General features: G+C 73.4%; 15 protein-coding genes. 8 read left to right on the plus strand and 7 right to left on the minus strand.

Annotated elements, in window-relative coordinates:
• The first annotated feature begins 81 nt into the window (after nt 1–81).
• The gene (locus LQF12_RS04840) at nt 82–1,215 is read left to right on the plus strand and encodes a S1C family serine protease (RefSeq protein ID WP_231054863.1); all 1,134 of its coding nucleotides are present in this window, start codon (nt 82–84) and stop codon (nt 1,213–1,215) included.
• Nucleotides 1,216–1,270: 55 nt separating this feature from the next.
• Complete coding sequence (locus LQF12_RS04845; RefSeq protein ID WP_435531234.1) at nt 1,271–1,777, plus strand: twin-arginine translocase TatA/TatE family subunit; 507 nt, start codon at nt 1,271–1,273, stop codon at nt 1,775–1,777.
• 19 nt (nt 1,778–1,796) lie between these two features.
• Here LQF12_RS04845 and LQF12_RS04850 read toward each other — a convergent pair whose 3' ends face one another.
• From LQF12_RS04850 to LQF12_RS04860, 3 genes are read right to left on the minus strand one after another with little or no spacing between them, the layout of a single operon-like run.
• Nucleotides 1,797–2,939: an Mrp/NBP35 family ATP-binding protein gene (locus LQF12_RS04850; RefSeq protein ID WP_231054865.1), complete on the minus strand. Its 1,143-nt coding sequence runs from the start codon at nt 2,937–2,939 to the stop codon at nt 1,797–1,799.
• A gap of 56 nt (nt 2,940–2,995) precedes the next feature.
• Complete coding sequence (locus LQF12_RS04855; RefSeq protein WP_231054866.1) at nt 2,996–3,520, minus strand: DUF1003 domain-containing protein; 525 nt, start codon at nt 3,518–3,520, stop codon at nt 2,996–2,998.
• Nucleotides 3,513–4,784 (minus strand): magnesium transporter MgtE N-terminal domain-containing protein, encoded by a 1,272-nt coding sequence (locus LQF12_RS04860; protein WP_231054867.1) that lies wholly within the window; start codon nt 4,782–4,784, stop codon nt 3,513–3,515. Before LQF12_RS04860 ends, LQF12_RS04855 begins: the two co-directional genes overlap by 8 nt.
• Nucleotides 4,785–4,847: 63 nt before the next feature.
• Between LQF12_RS04860 and LQF12_RS04865 the strand changes: the two genes are divergently transcribed.
• Nucleotides 4,848–5,354, plus strand: a complete 507-nt coding sequence (locus LQF12_RS04865; RefSeq protein ID WP_231054868.1) for a YflT domain-containing protein — start codon at nt 4,848–4,850, stop codon at nt 5,352–5,354.
• A gap of 15 nt (nt 5,355–5,369) precedes the next feature.
• Here LQF12_RS04865 and LQF12_RS04870 read toward each other — a convergent pair whose 3' ends face one another.
• Nucleotides 5,370–6,779: a DUF2079 domain-containing protein gene (locus LQF12_RS04870; RefSeq protein WP_231054869.1), complete on the minus strand. Its 1,410-nt coding sequence runs from the start codon at nt 6,777–6,779 to the stop codon at nt 5,370–5,372.
• Between the two features lie 4 nt (nt 6,780–6,783).
• Nucleotides 6,784–8,292 carry an aminopeptidase P family protein gene (locus LQF12_RS04875; protein WP_231054870.1) on the minus strand — a complete coding sequence of 503 codons (1,509 nt, stop codon included), beginning with the start codon at nt 8,290–8,292 and terminating at the stop codon, nt 6,784–6,786.
• Nucleotides 8,293–8,355: 63 nt separating this feature from the next.
• Here LQF12_RS04875 and LQF12_RS04880 point away from each other — a divergent pair, with 63 nt between their 5' ends.
• A complete protein-coding gene (locus tag LQF12_RS04880) occupies nt 8,356–9,198 on the plus strand; it encodes a PHP domain-containing protein (protein ID WP_231055514.1) in 843 nt (280 codons plus the stop codon).
• 16 nt (nt 9,199–9,214) lie between these two features.
• Complete coding sequence (locus tag LQF12_RS04885; RefSeq protein WP_231054871.1) at nt 9,215–9,832, plus strand: MarC family protein; 618 nt, start codon at nt 9,215–9,217, stop codon at nt 9,830–9,832.
• Between the two features lie 3 nt (nt 9,833–9,835).
• Here LQF12_RS04885 and LQF12_RS04890 read toward each other — a convergent pair whose 3' ends face one another.
• Both LQF12_RS04890 and LQF12_RS04895 read right to left on the minus strand, forming a co-directional pair.
• On the minus strand, nt 9,836–11,464 hold the full coding sequence (locus LQF12_RS04890) for a DEAD/DEAH box helicase (RefSeq protein WP_435531214.1): 1,629 nt from the start codon (nt 11,462–11,464) through the stop codon (nt 9,836–9,838).
• A gap of 230 nt (nt 11,465–11,694) precedes the next feature.
• Nucleotides 11,695–11,952 carry a DUF3107 domain-containing protein gene (locus LQF12_RS04895; protein ID WP_253073856.1) on the minus strand — a complete coding sequence of 86 codons (258 nt, stop codon included), beginning with the start codon at nt 11,950–11,952 and terminating at the stop codon, nt 11,695–11,697.
• 159 nt (nt 11,953–12,111) lie between these two features.
• Here LQF12_RS04895 and LQF12_RS04900 point away from each other — a divergent pair, with 159 nt between their 5' ends.
• From LQF12_RS04900 to LQF12_RS04910, 3 genes are read left to right on the plus strand one after another with little or no spacing between them, the layout of a single operon-like run.
• A complete protein-coding gene (locus LQF12_RS04900; RefSeq protein WP_231054872.1) occupies nt 12,112–12,969 on the plus strand; it encodes a DUF3152 domain-containing protein in 858 nt (285 codons plus the stop codon).
• Nucleotides 12,970–13,008: 39 nt separating this feature from the next.
• A complete protein-coding gene (locus tag LQF12_RS04905) occupies nt 13,009–16,353 on the plus strand; it encodes a UrvD/REP family ATP-dependent DNA helicase (RefSeq protein WP_231054873.1) in 3,345 nt (1,114 codons plus the stop codon).
• Nucleotides 16,350–19,733 (plus strand): ATP-dependent helicase, encoded by a 3,384-nt coding sequence (locus LQF12_RS04910; RefSeq protein WP_231054874.1) that lies wholly within the window; start codon nt 16,350–16,352, stop codon nt 19,731–19,733. Before LQF12_RS04905 ends, LQF12_RS04910 begins: the two co-directional genes overlap by 4 nt.
• Nucleotides 19,734–19,785 lie beyond the last annotated feature (52 nt).

A 19,785-nucleotide genomic window follows, 5' to 3' on the forward strand; every position in this document is an offset into this window, starting at 1 on the left:
CCACGGGGCCACGTCGCATCGACGGGCCCCGCGCTCACGCCTGACCACTCAGGCGGCACGGCCGGTGTCCCGGGCGCGCCCATGACGCCCAGTCTGCCGCTGCGCTCGGAACCGGCGCGCCGCCGCCGGCGCGGGGTCCCGGGCGGACTGGTCGCGCTGCTGATGCTGCTCAGCCTGCTCGTGGGTCTGATCGCCGGCGCCGTCGGCGGCTCCCGGCTACTGGACCCGCCGGACGTCAGCCTGCCCGCGCCCAGCCCGGGAGCGCCTGCCCCACCGGACCAGGACCTCGCCGAGGGATCGGTGGCCGGGATCGCGGCGGACGTGCTGCCCAGCACCGTCTACATCCGTACCCGGACCGGCGGCGCCGGCGGGTCGGGCAGTGGCTTCGTGCTGCGCGAGGACGGGTACATCGTGACCAACCACCACGTGATCGCCGGTGCGGAACAGGTGGCGGTCGTCCTGGCCGACGGCAACCAGGTCGAGGCTGAGATCGTCGGGTCCACGGTCGACTACGACCTGGCCGTGCTGAAGGTCGACCTCGACGGGTTGGAGCCGCTCGTGCTGGGCGACTCCGACGCGCTCCGGGTGGGCGACCCGGTCGTGGCGATCGGTGCTCCCCTCGGCCTCGAGGGCACCGTGACATCCGGGATCGTCAGCGCGATGAATCGTCCGGTGAGCGTGCCGGGGGAGGAGGGTGCCTCCTTCCTCAACGCCATCCAGACCGACGCCGCGATCAACCCGGGGAACTCCGGCGGGCCGCTGGTCAACACCGCCGGTGAGGTGATCGGAGTCAACTCGGCGATCGCCTCCACCGCCAGCACCCCGACATCGGCCGGCAGTGTCGGTCTCGGCTTCGCGATCCCGAGCACCCAGGTGCGCCGGACGGCCGAGCAGCTGATCGAGACCGGGACCGCGACCTACCCGATCATCGGAGCCACCCTGGACGCCCAGTACCAGGGCGAGGGGGTGCAGATCCTCACCGACGAGGCCGACGCCGACCTGCCGCCGCTTGTCCCCGGCGGGCCGGCCGCACAGGCCGGGCTCGAGCCGGGCGACATCATCCTGGCGATCGACGGGGAGCCCGTAACCTCCGCGGACGAGCTCATCGTGAAGATCCGTGCGCACCCACCCGGCGAGGTCATCACCCTGACGGTGCGCGAGGACGGCGACGAGCGCCAGGTGGAGGTCACGCTCGGAGAGCAGGCCAGCGAGTGAGCAGGCACGGATGCGCGAGGCACCGACCCTCGACAGCTAGGCTGCCCCTGTGCAGATGAACATCGAGGAGCTCCTGCTGATCGCGGTGATCGCCGTGGTCCTGATCGGCCCCCAGCATCTGCCCAAGTACGCCGAGCAGCTCGCCCGCCTCGTGCGCACCCTGCGCGACATGGCCCGGGGGGCGACGGAGTCCATCCGGGAGGAGCTCGGACCGGACGCGGACCTGGACTTCAGCAAGCTCGACCCGCGTCAGTACGACCCGCGCCGCATCGTGCGCGAGGCCCTGCTGGACGAGGTCAACCCGAACGGTGCCCGCACCAAGCCCAGTGGCAGCGGTACGCGCAGGCGATCGGCCGCCGCGGGGACTGCGACTGCGACCGCGACCGCGGCGACGTCGGCCCGCTCCCGGGCGGCGGAGGACGAGGACGAGCTCGATGATGAGGCCGACGAGGATCAGCGGGCAGCCGCGCCGCACGACACCGAGGACGCGGCCGTGACCGGGACCGATGCCGTCGAGAACCCGCTGGCGAACGGGGCTCCGTTCGACGACGAGGCGACCTGAGGCCCGGCCGCCGGGGACGTCAGCCGATCGGCGAGATCGCGAGCTTGCGCCCCGCCAGCCCGCGCTGGCGGGTGCCGAGCGTGCGGGCGATGCTGCGCAGCACGTCCGCAGCGTCGGAGGAGTCGTCCGATGTGACCAGCGGGGTCCCGGCGTCGCCGCCCTCGCGCAGGGCGACCTCGAGGGGGACCTGACCGAGCAGCGGCACCTCAGCCTCCAGCGTGCGGGAGAGCTGATCGGCCACGCGCTGGCCGCCACCGGAGCCGAAGACCTCCAGGCGGGAGCCGTCGGGCTGGACCAGCCAGGACATGTTCTCGATGACCCCGGCCACGCGCTGCTTGGTGGCCTCGGCCATCGCCCCGGCCCGCTCGGCCACCTCGGCCGCCGCCAGCTGCGGGGTGGTGACCACCAGCAGCTCGGCGTGCGGGAGCAGCTGGGCGACGGAGATCGCGATGTCGCCGGTGCCCGGGGGCAGGTCCAGCAGCAGCACGTCGAGGTCGCCCCAGAACACGTCGGCGAGGAACTGCTGCAGCGCCCGGTGCAGCATCGGGCCGCGCCAGACCACCGCACGCCCGGGCTCGGTGAACATCCCGATGGAGATCACCTTCACCTCCCCGGCCACGGGCGGCAGGATCATGTCGTCGACCTTCGTCGGCGAGTGCTCCACACCGAGCATGCGCGGGATGGAGAAGCCGTACACGTCGGCGTCGATGACGCCCACCTTCAGGCCCTCGGCCGCCATCGCGGCCGCGAGGTTCGCGGTCACGGTCGACTTGCCGACGCCGCCCTTACCCGAGGCGACGGCGTAGACCTTGGTGAGGTTGTCCGGCTGGGCGAACGGGATCACCGGTTCGGCGGTCCCCCCGCGCAGCTTGGTCCGCAGGGCGGTGCGCTCGTCGTCGGTCATCACGGTCATGCTGACCTCGGTGCGCGCCACCCCGTCGACGGCGTTCGCGGCGTTCGTCACGTCCCGCGTGATCGTGTCGCGCAGCGGGCAGCCCGAGGTGGTCAGGGCGATGGTGACCTGGACTGCGGCGCCGTCGTCGCCGGTCTCGAGGACGGCGACGTCGCGCACCATGTCGAGCTCGGTGATCGGCCGCCGGATCTCGGGGTCGAGCACGGAGGCCATGGCCTCGTGGACGCGGGCGGTGAGCGTGTCAGACATACATCGAGTCTAGGTGCGCCTGCGGCTTCGACCCGTCCCTGCGGTTGTGGTCCGGACTACACCCCGGCCGAGGGCCGCTCACCGGCCTCCTGGTCGCGCCCCTCGTCCTCCCGCTCGGCCTGCAGCTCCTCCAGCAGACTGCGCAGCTCGCTGCGCACGAAGTCGCGGGTGGCCACGTCGTTGAGGGCCAGCCGCAGCGAGGCCATCTCCCGGGCGAGGAACTCGGTGTCGGCCAGGTTGCGCTCGGCGCGCTGGCGGTCCTGCTCGGCGGTGACCCGGTCCCGGTCGGTCTGGCGGTCCTGGGCGAGCAGGATCAGCGGCGCGGCGTAGGAGGCCTGCAGGGAGAGCATCAGGGTGAGGAGGGTGAAGTTCAGCGCCCGCGGGTCGAACTGGAGCGTTTCCGGCGCGAGGGTGTTCCAGGCCAGCCACGTCCCGGCGAACAGGGTCATGTACAGCAGGAAGCGCGGCGTGCCCATGAACGTGGCGATCGCCTCGGCCGCCTTGCCGAAGGCGTCCTTGTTGCGACGCTGGGGGATCAGCCGCCGCCGCTTCGTGCGCGGGGTGTCGAGGCGGTCAGCCACCGGTGCCTCCCATCGCGGCGTCGGTCACCTCGTCGTCCGCCTCCCGCCAGTCCTCGGGCAGGAGGTGGTCGAGCAGGTCGTCCACGCTGACGGCCCCGAGCAGGCGGCGCTGCTCGTCCACCACCGGCAGGGCGGTCAGGTTGTAGGTGGCCAGCAGCCGGGTGATGCGGCCGATGGGGGCGTCGGCGGTGACCGCTTCGATGTCCTTGTCCAGCAGGCCACCGATCGCCTCGTGCGGTGGCTCACGCAGCATCCGCTGCAGGTGGATGACCCCGAGGAGCCGCCCGGTGGGCGTCTCCTGCGGCGGCCGGGTCACGAAGATCATCGCGGCCAGGGCGGGCGTGACGTCCTGACGCCGCGCGTGCGCCAGCGCCGTGGCCACGGAGGTCTCGGGCCCGAGCACGATCGGCTCGGTCGTCATCAGACCACCGGCGGTGTCGTCGTCGTAGGTCAGCAGCCGGCGCACGTCCTCGGCCTCGTCCGGCTCCATCAGATCGAGCAGCTCGCTGGCCTTGTCGGTGGGCAGCTCGGCGATCAGGTCGGCTGCGTCGTCGGGCTGCATCTCGTCGAGCACCTGGGCCGCGCGCTGGGCGGCGAGGGCCGAGAGGATCGCCACCCGGTCGTCGTCGCCGAGCTCCTCGAGCACGTCCGCCAGCCGGCCGTCGGGCAGGGCGGCCGCGACCTCGATCCGGCGCCGTTCGGGCAGGTCGTGGACGACATCGGCGAGATCGGCGGGTTTGAGGTCGTCCATCGTGGCCAGCAGCGCTGCGGCACCCTGCTGCGCCTCCGACGGCGCCAGCCCGGTGACGTCGTCGACGTCGATGACCGAGGTGTGACCTCGGCCGAAGACGCTGCGTGAGCCGTGCCGCACGAACAGCTTGGTCACCAGCCAGTCCCGGTTGCGCTGCTGCTCGAGCCCGACGTCCTGGATCGTCACCTCACCGCCGTCCGCGCGCAGCGCGACCACCCGGTCCAGCAACTGGCCCATCACGAGCGTCTCGGCGGCGCGCCGCTGGAACCGGCGCAGGTTCAGCAGCCCGCTGGTGATCACGGCGCCCGGGTCGATCGCGGTCACCCGGGACAGGGGCAGGAAGACCCGGCGCTTGCCCGGGACCTCCACGACCAGTCCCACCGCCCGCGGCGACTGCCGCACACGCAGCAGCACCACGACGTCGTGCACGCGACCCACCCGGTCCCCGAGCGGGTCGAACACGCCGATGCCGGCGAGCCGGGCGACGAAGATACGGGTGGTGGTGATGCTCACGGGGCTCACCCTATGTCAGCAGCACGGGTGACACCCCGGGTGACGGTGGGGGACAATGGGCCCATGCCAGCCATGAACCCGACCGATCCGCGCGCCGGGATGCAGCCGCGCGGCGAGGAGATCGCCACCTACGCCAGCTACCTCGAGGCCCAGCGTGCGGTCGACTTCCTCGCCGACAGTGAGTTCGAGGTCAACTCCGTCACGATCGTCGGCACCGACCTGACCATGGTCGAGCGCATCACCGGGCGCCGGACCTACCCGAAGGTCGCCCTGCGCGGCGCCGCCACCGGCGCGTACTTCGGGTTCTTCATCGGCATCCTGCTGTACCTCTTCGGCGGTGAGCTGCTCACGGCCCTGCTGCCGGCGCTGCTGCTCGGCGCCGGCGCCGGGATGCTGTTCGCGGTGATCGCCTACGCGATGTCCGGTGGCAAGCGTGACTTCACCTCCACCTCCCAGGTGGTGGCCGGGTCGTTCGCGATCCTCTGCCTGGCGGAGAAGGCGCCCGCCGCACGCCAGCTGCTGGGCACGCTGGAGCACGAGCGCGAGGGCCAGCCGCCGGCAGGCGCCTGAGCATCGCCAGGCCCCTCAGCCCTCGTTTCGCCCGACCCGTTCGGCCACGAGGAAGCCACCGGTGTCCAGCACCTCGGTGAACTCCCCCGGATACCTCTCGGTGGCGTAGGCCACGACATCCTGCGGTGGACTGCCCCCGTACACCCCCGACCCGGTGTCCACGACGACGAAGTCCACCGGCTCGCCGGCGGCGTCGCGCGAGGCGTTGCCCACCCAGAGCACGGTGGTCCGCGGCGCCAGGTAGGCCATCAGCGTGATGTCGGTGGCCACACGGGCGCCGTCGGGAACGGCCGCGAGCACCTCCCGGGCGGCGGGGGCCGACACCGGTTCCCGGTGGAACTCCGGCTCGGTCAGGCGCCAGAGCGGGAACTGGGTGGTGATCGCCACCGCCAGGGTGAGCACCACCGCCCCCACGGCCGTGGCGTGACGGCGCCATCGCAGCAGCAGCAGCGCATCGACGGTGGCCATCACGGCGATCGGCATGAGGATCGCCGAGTAGTGCCAGTCGGTGCCCCAGTGGAAGGGGACGTCGGAGGTCAGCCGCCACGCGAAGGTGGGCAGGGTGAGCAGCGCCAGCGGGCTACGCAGGGCCAGGAACGCCGTCGGCAGGAAGACCATCAGCACCAGGCCCGCCTTCGCGCCGGCGCCGGTGAGAAGGGTCGCCACGGCGGCGCCGGGGTCGGTGAGCACGGTCGCGACGATCGAGTCCTCGGCGTAGTCCCACACGCCGTCGGGGTTGAGCGCCGGGAGGACGAACTGGGTGATCAGGACGAAGGCACCGGCGCCCCCGAGGGCGGTCGCCGCCCCGAGCACCCGGGAGCCCCGCAGCGCGACGACGACCCCCACCATGGCCACCGTCAGGCCGAGGTCCTCCTTGATCCCCAGCAACGGGAGCGCCCAGAGCACCGCGGCCCGGTGGTCGCGCCGCACCAGGGCCGCCAGGCTGGCCGTCAGGAACGGCAGCGCCAGCGCGATCTCGTGGAACTGCGAGGCGACGGCGCTCTGCAGGCCCCAGGACAGTCCGTAGGCCAGGCCGACGAGCGTCCCGGCCCGGGTGCCCAGGTGCCGGACGGCGCACCCGGTCAGCACTGCCGCCGAGAGACCGATCAGTAGGTCCTGCAGGACCAGCAGCGTCAGGCCGGAGGGGGCGAGCGCGTAGGCCGGGGCGAGCAGCGCCAGCAGCGGGTGGAAGTGATCCCCGAGCAGCATGAACCCGTCGCCCTTGATCGGGACGACCGGGCTGCGCAGCTCGGCGTAGGCCCGCAGCAGCTGGGTAAAGATCCCCAGGTCCCACGACGGCGACTCCAGGCGGGCCCACTGCCGCGCGGAGAACAGCACGTACAGGGCGCTGGTGGCGAGCCCGACGGCAGCGGCCGCCAGCACGCGGGGCCGGCCACGCACGGGGCCGCGGGAAGGGTCGGGCACGCGCTCAGTGACGCAGCGAGGCCATCCAGGCCTCCACCTCGTCCGGGTGGCGCGGCAGGGCCGCCGAGAGGTTCTCCACGCCGGAGGCGGTGACCACGACGTCGTCCTCGATCCGCACACCGATGCCCCGCAGCTCCGGGGGCACGCTCAGGTCGTCCGCCTTGAAGTACAGACCGGGCTCGATGGTGAACACCATCCCCGGTTCCAGCTCGGCGTCGAGGTACATCTCCCGGCGGGCCTGGGCACAGTCGTGCACGTCGAGGCCGAGGTGGTGGCTGGTGCCGTGCGGCATCCAGCGGCGGTGCTGCTGACCCTCCGGCGTGAGCGCCTCCTCCGCGCCGACCGGCAGCAGCCCCCACTCGGCCAGGCGGTGGGCCAGGACCGTCACCGCAGCGGTGTGGACGTCCCGGAACCTCACCCCCGGCTTGGCGGCGGCGAAGGCCGCGTCGGCGGCGTCGAGGACGGCCTGGTAGACGCGGCGCTGGACGTCGGTGAAGACCCCGTCCACCGGCAGCGTCCGGGTGACGTCGGCGGTGTAGAGGGAGTCGACCTCCACCCCGGCATCGACCAGCACCAGCTCGCCGGCCCTGACCCGCCCGTCGTTGCGGATCCAGTGCAGGGTGGTGGCATGGTCACCGGCCGCGGCGATGGTGTCGTAGCCGATGCCGTTGCCGTCCTCCCGGGCGCGGGCTCCGAAGGCGCCCTCGATGACACGTTCGCCGCGAGGGTGACCGCTGGCGCGCTCGAGCTGGCGGACGATCTCGGCGAACCCGGCGATCGTGGCGTCCACCGCCCGGCGCAGCTCGGCCACCTCCCAGTCGTCCTTGACCAGGCGCAGCTCGGAGAGCGCCTCGGCCAGGGCGGCGTCCTCGGCCTGGCTGGTCTCGGCGTCGACCTCCTGACCGGAGGAGGAGCGGGCGGCGACCACGAGGGCGGTGATGGCCTCGTCGGCCTCCGGCACCACCCGCAGGTGCACCTGCCCCGCGTCCTTGGCGAGAGCGTCGGGCAGCTCGTCGATGTGGGCGCAGCGGATGCCGGTGCGCGCCTCGAGTTCGGCCAGCGTCGGGCGGGCCCCGACCCAGAACTCCCCGTACCGGGCGTCGGCGTAGAACTCCTCGGTGTCGCGTCCGGCGAGGGGGCGGAAGTAGAGCACGGCCTCATGGCCGCCCTGGGCCTGCGGGTGCAGCACGAGCACCGCGTCGGGCTCCTCGTCGGTGCCCAGGCCCGTCAGGTGCGCGAACGCCGAGTGCGGCCGGAAACGGTAGTCGGTGTCGTTCGAGCGCACTTTGAGCGGCCCGGCGGGCAGCACGAGGCGGTCGCCCTCGAACCGGTCACCGAGCCTTCTCCGGCGGGCCTCGGCGTGGTCGGCCGCGGGCAGACGCGCGGGCAGCGCGGACTCGCGGGGTGCCCAGCCGGAGGCGATGAAGGCCCGGAAGGCGTCGGAGGAGGGCCGCTGGGAGCGATTGGAGCCACGGTCGGCGAGCTGCTGCTGAGTACCGTCGGAGGAGACCATGCGCCCATGATCGCAAACCCCGAGCCGTCTCACCCACCGGACGCGGCGGCTACCCTGGGCCTCGTGCACATCGACCTCCACGCGCACTCACGCGTGTCCGACGGGACCTCCACGCCGACCGAGCTCATGGTCGAGGCCGCCGCCGCCGGCCTCGACGTGGTGGCACTGACCGACCACGACAGCACCGCCGGCTGGGACGAGGCAGCCGAGGCAGTACCGGGCACGAGGGTGGCGTTGCTACGGGGAGCGGAGATCTCCTGCACCGCCGGGGGCATCAGCGTGCACCTGCTCGCCTACCTGCACGACCCCGACCATGCGGGGCTGACCGCCGAGCTGGAACGGTCCCGGATCTCGCGGGACGGGCGGGCGCGGGCGATGGTGGAGCTTCTCGCCGAGGACTACGACCTGTCCTGGGACGACGTGGTCGCGCAGGCCGGCTCGGGCGCCACGCTCGGCCGGCCGCACATCGCCGACGCGCTGGTCGCGGCCGGGGTGGTGCCCGACCGGACGGCGGCGTTCGCGTCCATCCTGGCGCCGTCCAGCCGGTACTACGTGCGCTATCACGCACCGGACGCGGTGGACGCGGTGCGGTTGGTGCGCGAGGCGGGAGGGGTGCCCGTCTTCGCCCACCCGCGCGCGAGCGCGCGCGGCCGGGTCGTGGCCGACACGGTGGTGCAGCAGATGGCCGACGCCGGTCTGGCCGGCCTGGAGGTCGCGCACCGGGACCATACCGACGATCAGCGCGAGCAGCTGCGCCGCCTCGCCGGCGATCTCGGGCTCTTCGTCACCGGATCGAGCGACTACCACGGCGTGGGCAAACCGAACCGACTCGGGGAGGAGACCACCGACCGCGAGGTGCTCGAGACGATCGAGGAGCAGGGGCGGCTCGCCGTGGTTCGTCCGTGAGCGCGAGGACCACCCGGTGAGCGCCGTTCTCGACGGCACTCTCTTCGCCACGACGTTCCTGACCCTGTTCGTCATCATGGACCCGCCGGGCACCGTGCCGGTGTTCCTGGCGCTGACCTCCACCATGACCGCCAAGCAGCGGGCCAGGGCCGCGCTGCAGGCGGTGAGCGTCGCGTTCGGCGTGGTCGTGGCGTTCATGCTGTTCGGCCGGCACCTGCTGGACTTCCTGAACATTTCGGTACCGGCGCTGCAGGCCTCGGGCGGGTTGTTGCTCCTGCTGGTGGCGTTGGACCTGCTCACGGGCAAGACCGAGGAGCCCACGCCGTCGGGCAAGGTGAACGTGGCGCTGGTGCCGCTCGGGACGCCGCTGCTCGCGGGCCCCGGTGCCATCGTGGCGGCGATGCTGGCCGTGCAGGGCTCGGAGGGCAGCGTGCCCGAGTGGGTGGCGATCGTGGCCGCCATCGTGGCGGTGCACCTGTGCCTGTTCCTGGCGATGCGCTTCGCCGGGGTCATCCACCGGGTGCTGGGCGAGGGCTGGACGATCCTGGTGACCCGCATCGCCGGCCTGCTGCTTGCCGCCATCGCGGTGCAGCTGATCGCCGATGCGGTGCGGGCCTTCGTACTCGCCGGCTGAGGCCTACTGCTCCGCCGGACGCCCACCGCGGGTCCGGCGGCGACGACGCCGTGGGCGCTGGGCGCCCTCGGGACGCTGAGCTGCGTCCCCGCCCTCGCTGCGACGGCTCTCGCCGGAACGCTCGTCGCCGCCGTGTCCGCGGGAGCGGCCCTCGCCGCGACCACGACCCTCGCTGCGAACCTCGCCGCGCCCACCGGCGCTGCGGCCAGCCCCTCGGCCGCGGCCCTTGCCGCTGGAGGCGCCGGTCTCGCCGAGGTCCTCGACGTCCTCGGCACCGAGCCCGGCGCGGGTCCGTGCCGCGCGGGGCAGGCGGCCCTTGGTGCCCTCGGGGATGCTGAGGTCGGCGAACAGGTGCGGGGAGGAGGAGTAGGTCTCCGGCGGCTCACCCAGTCCCAGCTCGAGCGTGCGGTCGATCAGCATCCAGCGGGGGACGTCGTCCCAGTCGACGAAGGTGACCGCGGTGCCGGTGTTGCCGGCCCGGCCGGTGCGGCCGATGCGGTGCACGTAGGCCTTCTCGTCCTCGGGGCACTGGTAGTTGATCACGTGCGTGACGTCGTCGATGTCGATACCGCGTGCGGCGACGTCGGTGGCCACGAGCACGTCGACCTTGCCGTTGCGGAAGGCGCGCAGCGCCTGCTCGCGGGCTCCCTGCCCCAGGTCGCCGTGGATGGCGGCCGCCGCGAATCCGCGGTCGTTGAGCTCGTCGGAGACCTTGGCACAGGTGCGCTTGGTCCGTGCGAACACGATCGTCAGGCCCCGGCCCTCGGCCTGCAGGATGCGGGCGAGCATCTCGACCTTGTCCATCGCGTGGGCGCGGTAGGCCACCTGGCGGGTGGTCTTGAGGGTGGCGCCCTCGTCGCCCGGGTCATGGGCGTGGATGTGCGTGGGGCGGCTCATGTAGCGGCGGGCCATCGCGATGACGGGGCCGGGCATCGTGGCCGAGAAGAGCATGGTGTGGCGTGTGCCGGGGGTCGAGGCGAGCAGCGTCTCGACGTCGGGCAGGAAGCCCAGGTCGAGCATCTCGTCGGCCTCGTCCAGGACGACGGTGCGGACCTTGCCGAGGTCGAGGTGACGCTGCTTGAGCAGATCGATCATCCGCCCGGGGGTTCCGACGACGACCTCGACGCCCTTGGTGAGCGCGTCGATCTGCGGTTCGTAGGCGCGTCCGCCGTAGACCTGCAGCACCCGCACCTTGCGGCGGCGCGAGGCCGTGGTGAGGTCACCGGCCACCTGCGCGGCGAGCTCGCGGGTGGGGACCACCACGAGCGCCTGCGGCTTGCCGGCGTCGGGCAGCGTGTCCCAGCCGTCCTCGCCGGGGGCGATGACGCCCTGCAGCAGCGGCACGCCGAAGCCGAGGGTCTTGCCTGTTCCGGTCTTGGCCTGGCCGATGATGTCGCGGCCCTGCAGCGCGACCGGCAGCGTCAGTGCCTGGATCGGGAAGGGGTGGGTGATGCCGACGTCGCCGAGAGCGCCGGCGATGTCCTCGCGGACACCGAAGTCACCGAACGTCTTGGCGACCTCGGCGTGGGGGTCGGCGATCTCGCCGGCCTCGACGGTCTCGGCGACGACGGTCCCGAGCTGCTCGGCAGCGTCGTCGGTCGCGGGGTGGTCAGTCAGGGTGTGGTCAGTCACGGGGTGGTGAACCTGTTCGCCTCACGGTGAACCGCATCGCTGCCGGTCCGCCCACGCGGGTGCGCCGGCGACGGGGTCTCACCTGATCGTGGTAGCCGATCGCAGAATGTCAGCACCAGCCCTGCTGGCGCGTACCGCGTGATCTACCTGTTCGGGCGACCGGGCAACCGTGTACGCGTCCATGCTACCCGGCTGCCCGCCCGCGTCCACCACGGGCCCCGTGCGCTCGCTCAGATGGCGCCGAAGCCCACCGGGCGCGGAGCCGGGGCGCCGATCTCGACGTAGCCGAGGGAACCGACCGGCACGACCACGCGGCGGCCCTTCTCGTCGGTGAGGTCCAGGACGGCGGTGGAGTCGCCGTCGGCGGACTTGGCAAGAGCCTCGTTGACGGCGGCCACGATGGCCTCGGCGTCGTCCGAGACCTCCAGGCGGACCTCGCGGTTGATGTGCTTGACGCCGATGGTGATGTCCACGTGCTCTCTCTCCATGCTCGTTCGGTGGTCTCGCGGTGGGACCAGGCAATCCGCCCGGGACCGCGAGCGTCCGGTGACTGCAACGGTGGCGCAGGCTGTGGTTGTTCCCGCGGCCCGTGCGCACCGGTGGTCCGGGCACCATCGTATGTCCCGCGGGGATGAGACGATGGACCCATGCGCCGCACGCGTTCTCGTCCACGCGCCTTCGCGGTCCTCGCCGCGGTGGTGCTGACCGCGATCGCCGTGGTGCTGGCCGGTGGACAGCACGCAGCCGGGCCCCAGCTCAGTGGCGGCGCGGTGGATCGCTCCTCCGAGAGCAGTCGCGGCGCGGCGCGCCCGCCGTCCGTGGGGCCGCCCCGGGTGGCCGACGCCGGTCCGGAGCTGCTCGCCGACGCCGGAGCGGCGGCGCCCAGCCCCTCACCGACGGCCACGCCGAGCCCGACCCCCACCCTGACGGCACGCGAGGAGGCGGACCTGGCGGCCGGTGTGCTGGACCGTGAGGTCCCGGCCTCGGCCTCGGGGGAGCTGACCGTCGTCCCGGGTGAGGTCGAGGCCCCACAGGAGGCACAGCGCACGATCACCGTGCGGGTGGAGGTCGAGGAGGGGCTCGCGATCGATGGCGAGGTGTTCGGGGAGTTCGTGATCACCACCCTCAACGACCCGCGCGGCTGGGGTCACGACGGCTCGGTCACCTTCGCCCGCACCGACGGCGAGGCCGAGATGCGCGTGGTTCTCGCCTCGCCGGACCTGACCGACCGGATGTGCCTGCCGTTGCGCACCGTGGGGGAGTACTCGTGCGGTCGCGATGGCCACGCCGTCCTCAATGCCGTCCGGTGGGCCGAGGCGACCGAGGCCTTCCTGGCGGAGGCCTCGATCACCGACTACCGCCATTACCTGGTGACCCACGAGGTCGGGCACCTGCTGGGCTATCAGCACCGGGACTGCGCCGGTGCGGGCGAGCGGGCCCACGTGATGCAGCAGCAGACGATCTCGTTGCAGGGATGCCGGCCGAACGGGTGGGTCGCCCCCTGATCCGCAGCGATGTCGGTGGGGCGTGATCTGATCGTGGACATGTCCTCGACCGGTGTGAGCCCCACCCGCGGCCACGACACGGCTGACACGGCCGACACGGCCGACACGGCCGGTGCGGACGACGCCGCCCGCGCGGCCATCCTGGCCGGCGGGCATCACGTCGTGCGCGGCGGCCCGGGCTCCGGCAAGAGCACGACGGCGGCCCTGACCCTGGTCGACTGGGTCCGCCAGGACCGTGGCCCGTCGGTCCTGCTGGTGCCCACCCGGCGCCGCGCGGCCCAGGTGCGCGACGAGGTCGCCGCCCGCATCCAGCGCACGTCGGGAACGGTCCTGGTGCGCACACCGGCCTCGCTCGCCTTCGCGATCCTGCGGCTGCGTGCCAGCCACCTGGGGGAGCCCGCCCCCACCCTGGTGACCGGACCGGAGCAGGACCAGATCCTGGCCGACCTGCTCGCCGGGCACGCGGCGGGTGAAGGGGCCCCGATCGACTGGCCGGCCTCCATCGGGCCCGAGACCCTGGTGCTGCCGGCCTTCCGGCACGAGCTGCGGGATCTGCTCATGCGCGCCGCGGAAGCGGGGCTGGACGGGCCCGGCCTCGCCGCCTGGGGCGAGCGCTACGGACGGCCGCAGTGGCGCGCCGCCGGCCAGCTGCTGACCGAGTACACCCAGGTGCTGGCCCTGGGGCAGACCACGCCCGACCGCGGGGCGCGCTACGACGCCGCCACGATCGTCGACGAAGCCGTGCTGGCGCTGCGCAGCTGGGCCGAGGTCGTGCCGGACGTGCCGCGCCCGCAGTGGTCGCTGGTGCTGCACGACGACTACCAGGACGCCACCCTGGCCACGGCCCGGTTACTCGACACCTTCGCCTCGGACGGCTCGCGCCTGGCGGTCTTCGGCGATCCCGACCTGGCGGTGCAACAGTTCCGGGGTGGTGTGCCCGCCCTCATGCACACGGCGACCCTCCCGCCCGGTCAGGACGGCGCCTGGGGGGCCACGACGCACGTGCTGGACCGGATCTGGCGACATCCGGCACCCATCCGCGAGGCGGTCGCCGCGCTTGCGCAGCCGCTGCCCACGATGGGTCTGCCCGGCCGCCGGCGCGCCCACGCGCAGCAGGAGGAGGCAGGCGAGCACGAGGGGCAGGTGCGTGCGGTGCTCGTGGCCAGCGAGGCACAGCAGGTGGCCTACATCGCCCGGCACCTGCGGGAGAAGCATGTGCACCAGGGGGTGGCGTGGTCGCAGATGGCCGTGGTGGTCCGCTCGAGCTCCTTGGTCGGCGCCGTCCGGCGGGGACTGCGGACCGCGGGCGTGCCGCTGGCGATGGCGGCGGCCGACCGGCCGCTGCGGGAGGAGCCGGCCGTGCGCCCGCTGCTGGTGGCGCTGCGGTGCGCGATCTCCGCCGCGGTGACGGCGCAGGATGCCGCCGCCCTGCTCACCTCCCCGTTCGGCGGACTCGACGCGGTCGGGATACGTGCGCTGCGCCGCGCACTGCGCCACCGGGAGAGGTCGGGGGGCGGGGAGCGGCACTCCGAGGACCTGCTGGGTGCGCTGTTCGCCGCCGCGGTCGGCGAGGACGACGGTGTCGGCCCCGTCGGCAGCGTCGGTAGTGTCGCCGGTGACGGCAGTGACGATCCGGATGCGCGGGACGGTTCCGCCTCGGTCGCCGGGACCGTCGCCATGCTGCCCGAGCGGCTCGGCCGCGGCACGCGCGCGGTGCTGCACGTGCTCGGTGCAGCCGCCGCCGAGCTGGGGCGCGACGGTGCCACGGTGGAGACGGTGCTGTGGGAGATCTGGGACGCCACCGGGCTGGCGCCGCTCTGGCAGCGGCGTGCGCTCGCGGGCGGGTCCGGTGGTGAACGTGCCGACACCGACCTCGACGCCGTGATGGCGCTGTTCCGCGCGGCCGAGCAGTTCGTCGACCGCAGCACGCTCGCCTCGCCGTCGAAGTTCCTCGAGCACCTGGCGGCCCAGGATTTCCCCGCCGACACCCTGGCCGCGCACGGCGATGCCGGCGATGCCGTGCAGGTGCACACCCCGGCGGGTGCGGCCGGAGGCGAGTGGGACGTGGTGGTCGTGGCCGGCGTGCAGGACGACGCATGGCCCGATCTGCGGATCCGGGACACGTTGCTCGGGGCAGCCCAGCTGGCCGACATCGCGACCGAACGGCACGTGCAGACCAGCGACGCCTCGGGGGCGGGCGGGCAGGACGCGTTCCGGCGCGCGCGGCGCGAGGTCTACGAGGGCGAGCTGCGGACCTTCGTCTCGGCGTGCTCCCGGGCTCGCCGGGACCTGCTCGTCACCGCGGTGCTGAACACCGACGCCAGGCCGTCGGTGTTCGTCGAGGCGCTGCTGCCGGACGAGGAGGAGCTGCCCGAGGTGACGCCGGTGGCGGCGCCGCTGGACCTGCGTGGCCTCGTGGGCCGCCTGCGCGCAGAGCTGCGGCCGGCCCTCGGCCGGGCGAGGCCGCCGAGCGAGGTGCTCCTGACCGGGCGGACCCGGGCGGCGGCGGCCCTGCTGAACCACCTCGCAGCGCGCGATGTCCATGGCGCCGATCCGCGGCAGTGGCCCGTCTTCCGCACGCCGACCACCCTGGCGCCGCTGTGGGAGGAGGGGGAGGTCGTGAGCGTCTCACCGTCCACGCTCGAGGACGTCACCACCTGCCCGTTGCGGTGGGCGCTGACCCGTCACGGCGGTCGGCCCGGGGACTCCACGGCGCAGAGCCTGGGCAACCTGGTCCACGAGATCGCGGCCGAGCACCCCCACGGCACCGAGACCGAACTGCTCGCCGCCCTCGACCAGCGCTGGCACGAGCTCGGCCTGGGGGAGGGGTGGGTCGCCCGGCGCGAGCGGGAGCGCGGTGAGGAGATCGTGCGCAAGCTGGCCCGGTACGTCGCCGAGCGAGCCGGTGCGGCGGTGCAGCCGGAGGTCGAGTTCTCCGTCGACCTCGGTGAGGGTGTGCGCCTGCGCGGGCGCGTCGACCGGGTCGAGCAGACCTCCGACGGCCTGCGCATCGTCGACCTCAAGACCGGCAAGACTCCCGTGACCAAGGCCGAGGCGGAGCGACACCCGCAGCTGGGCAGCTACCAGGTGGCGGTGGAGCGAGGCGCGTTCTCCGAGTCCGCACCGGCGGAAGAGGCGGGTGGTCACCGGGCCGGTGGTGCCTCGCTGGTCTACCTCGGTGCTCCCACCGCCAAGGTCGCCCAGCGCGAGCAGCGCCCGCTGCCGGAGGACGTCGAGCCCGGGTGGGCCGAGGAGACCGTCCGCGCCGGAGCGGCCGCGATGGCCGCGGCCGTGTTCGAGGCGCGTCCCAGCACTCGGTGCCGCATGTGTCCCGTCCAGACCTCGTGCCCCGCCCAGCCCAACGGCGGGAGGCTGGCGACATGACGATGCCCTGGAGCGCGGAACGCATCGCCGACACGCTCGGGCAGCCCCCGCCCACGCAGGAGCAGCGGGCGGTCATCGAGGCGGGCCTGGGGCCGATGCTGGTGGTGGCCGGCGCCGGGTCGGGAAAGACCGAGACGATGGCAGCGCGCGTGGTGTATCTCGTGGCCAACGGCCTCGCCGCGCCCGGGGAGATCCTCGGTCTGACGTTCACGCGCAAGGCAGCGGCCGAGCTCTCGGCCCGCATCCGCTCGCGGCTGCGCCGTCTTCAGCAGGTGGGGGTGAGCGTGGGGGACACCGTGGCCGACAGGCCGCGGATCGCGACCTACAACTCCTACGCGGCGGCGATCGTCGCCGATCACGCGCTGCGGATCGGGATCGATCCCGACGCCTCCCTGATCGGCGACGCCGGCCGCTACCAGCTGGCCGAGGCGGTCGTGAACACCTGGGCCGGAGACATCGAGACGCCCTCGGCAGTCACCGTCGTGATCGATGCGGTCGCCGCGGTGGCGGCCGAGCTCTCCGAGCACGGACGCACCCCCGCGGAGGCGGCGCAGGAGATGCGGCGCCTGCTCACCGAGGTGACGGAGAAAGAGGTCGAGGCCGGATCACGCGCCAAGGGACCCCTGGAGGCGGCCCGCAAGTTGGCCACGTCCCTGCGCACCCGTATCCAGCTGATGGACCTCGTCGAGGCCTTCGCCGAGCGCAAGCGCGCCGACGGGGTCGTCGACTTCGGCGACCAGGTGCGCATCGCCGCCACCGTGGCCGGGCAGGTGCCCGACGTGGGCCAGGCCGAGCGGTCCCGGTACCGGGCGGTGCTGCTGGACGAGTACCAGGACACCTCCGTGGCGCAGGTGCAGCTCCTGCGCGCCGTCTTCGCCGAGGGTCACCCGGTGACCGCGGTCGGCGATCCGAACCAGGCCATCTACGGGTGGCGGGGAGCCGCCGCAGGCACCCTCCTGGCGTTCCCGGAGACCTTCCGGACCGCGTCGGGGGCAGCGGCCCCCTCCGTGAACCTGTCCACCGCCTGGCGCAACGACCTCTCGGTGCTGCGGGCCGCGAACGTGGTGGCCGGACCACTGCGGACCGAGGGTGTGGTCGAGCTGCGGCCGCGGCCGGGCGCGGGCGAGGGAGCGGTGCAGGCCGCCTATCTCGAGACCGCCGCCGAGGAGGCCGCGAGGGTGGCCGACTTCGTGCGAGAACACTGGGGGCCGGACGCCCCGGCCGCGGTCCTGTGCCGTCGGCGCGCGCAGTTCCCGCTGGTGGAGGCCGCGCTGCGCGCGCGAGGTCTGCCGTGCCAGGTGGTGGGCCTGGCGGGGCTGCTGTCCACCCCCGAGGTGGCCGATGTGCGTGCCGCCCTGCAGGTCGCCCACGACCCGGCCCGCGGGGACGCCCTGATGCGGCTGCTGACCGGGCCCAGCGTCAACCTCGGTGCCTCGGACCTGCGCGTCCTGGCCGAGTGGTCCCGGACCCAGGCACGGTCCTGGCTCGCGGCGGCCGACCCCGCCACCGATCCTGCCCCGGCGCACCTCCAGCCCGGCGAGGCGGCAGGGACTCTGTGGGAGGCGTCGGCGGTCCCCGGCGGGCCGAGCGAGACCAGCGGTCCCAGCGGTCCCGGCGAGACTTCGGGCGGCGCCGGAGGCACCGGCGGGTCCGGCGCAGGGCACAGCGCCGACGACCGGCCCGAGGTGCTCGAGCCGGTGGAGCAGGCCAGCCTGGTGGAGGCCATCGACCGGCTGCCACCGCACAGCTGGCGGACGGGGCAGGGCCGCGGGCTGAGCGGCGTAGCCCGGGACCGGCTGAGCCGGCTCGCCGATCAGGTCCGCCACGTGCGCTCGCTGATGCACCTGGCCATCCCGGAACTGGTCACGGCCACCGAGCAGATCCTCGACCTGGACATCGAGGTTCTGGCCGCCAGTGGGGGGGCGGCAGGCCACGCGCGTCGCCATCTCGACGCCTTCACTGCCGCCGCGGCCGACTTCGCCCACGCCACCGACGCGCCCAACCTCGGCGCCTTCCTGACCTACCTGGATGTGGCCGAGGACGAGGAGCGAGGCCTGGAGGTGGAGGAGGCCGAGCCGGACCCGCAGGCCGTCCAGGTGATGACCGTCCACGCGGCCAAGGGGTTGGAGTGGGACACCGTGGCGGTGGTGGGCATGAACGTCGGGGACTTCCCCTCCGTGACCCCGATCCCCGGCCCGGACAAGCCCTACACCGGCAGCGGGTGGCTCTCCGGCATCGACTCCCTGCCCTACAGCCTGCGCGGCGACGAAGCCTCGCTGCCGGTGCTGGATCTGGCCGCGGCGCAGACCCACACGCAGGCGGCGGAGGCGATCACCCAGTTCCGGCTCGACGAGGGCCGTCGCCTCCTCGACGAGGAGCGACGGCTGGGCTACGTCGCGCTCACCCGCGCCCGCCACCACCTCCTCCTCACCGGCTGCTTCTGGGGCGACCGCAAGACGGTGAACCGGCCCTCGCCGTTCCTACAGGAGGTGCTGGCAGCCGGCGCGGCCGACACCGGTGGCCCCTGGCCCACGAGCAGTGCGCACGAGAGCAACCCGAACGCCGAGGAGGTGCTTGATGCGTCGTGGCCGGTGACATCCGGGGATCACGAGCAGCTCACCGCGCTGCTCGAGGACACCCGTGCCTGGGCCGGTGACTGGGCCGGCGACGAGCTCGGGGCGCCGCCGTCGGCGGACCCGCAGGTGCAGCAGTGGTGGCGTGATGCCCAGCTGCTGCTCGCCGAGCGGGAGCGCGAGTACGGCGTGTCGACGGCGCCGCCGGCTCACCTGTCCGCCTCTGCCGTGGTCTCCCTGGCCGAGGATCCCGAGGCGTTCCGACGGGCGCGACGCCGCCCGGTGCCGCGCCGCCCCAGCGTGCATGCGCGCCGCGGAACGCGTTTCCACGCCTGGGTGGAGCAGTACTTCGGCAGCCGGGCCCTCATCGACTGGGAGTCGTTGCCGGGAGCCGACGACGAGTCCGGTGCCTCCGACGATGCGGCGCTGGCGGACCTCCAGCGTGCCTTCCTCGCCAGCGAGTGGGCGGGGCGTTCGCCCGTGGACGTCGAGGTCGACATCGAGACGCCGGTCGCGGGCGTGATGATCCGGTGCCGGATCGATGCAGTCTTCGCCGAGGGCGATGGCGTGCACATCGTGGACTGGAAGACCGGTTCCCCGCCCCGTGACGCGGAGGCGACGCGCGCGCGGCAGATGCAGCTCGCGCTCTACCGGATCGCCTGGGCCCGGTTGCATGAGGTGCCGCTGGAGCAGGTGCGGGCGTCCTTCTACTACGTGGCCGACGACGTGCGCATCGGAGGCGAGGACCTCACCGAGGACGACGTCACCCGGGTGCTGCAGGCGGTGACGCCGGCCGCACCCTCGTGAGCCAGATCACTGGCACGGCCCGGAATCTCCTTGAATCATGAACTGTTTGGCC

The sequence above is a fragment of the Ruania suaedae genome, assembly GCF_021049265.1.
Lineage (GTDB): Bacteria > Actinomycetota > Actinomycetes > Actinomycetales > Beutenbergiaceae > Ruania > Ruania suaedae.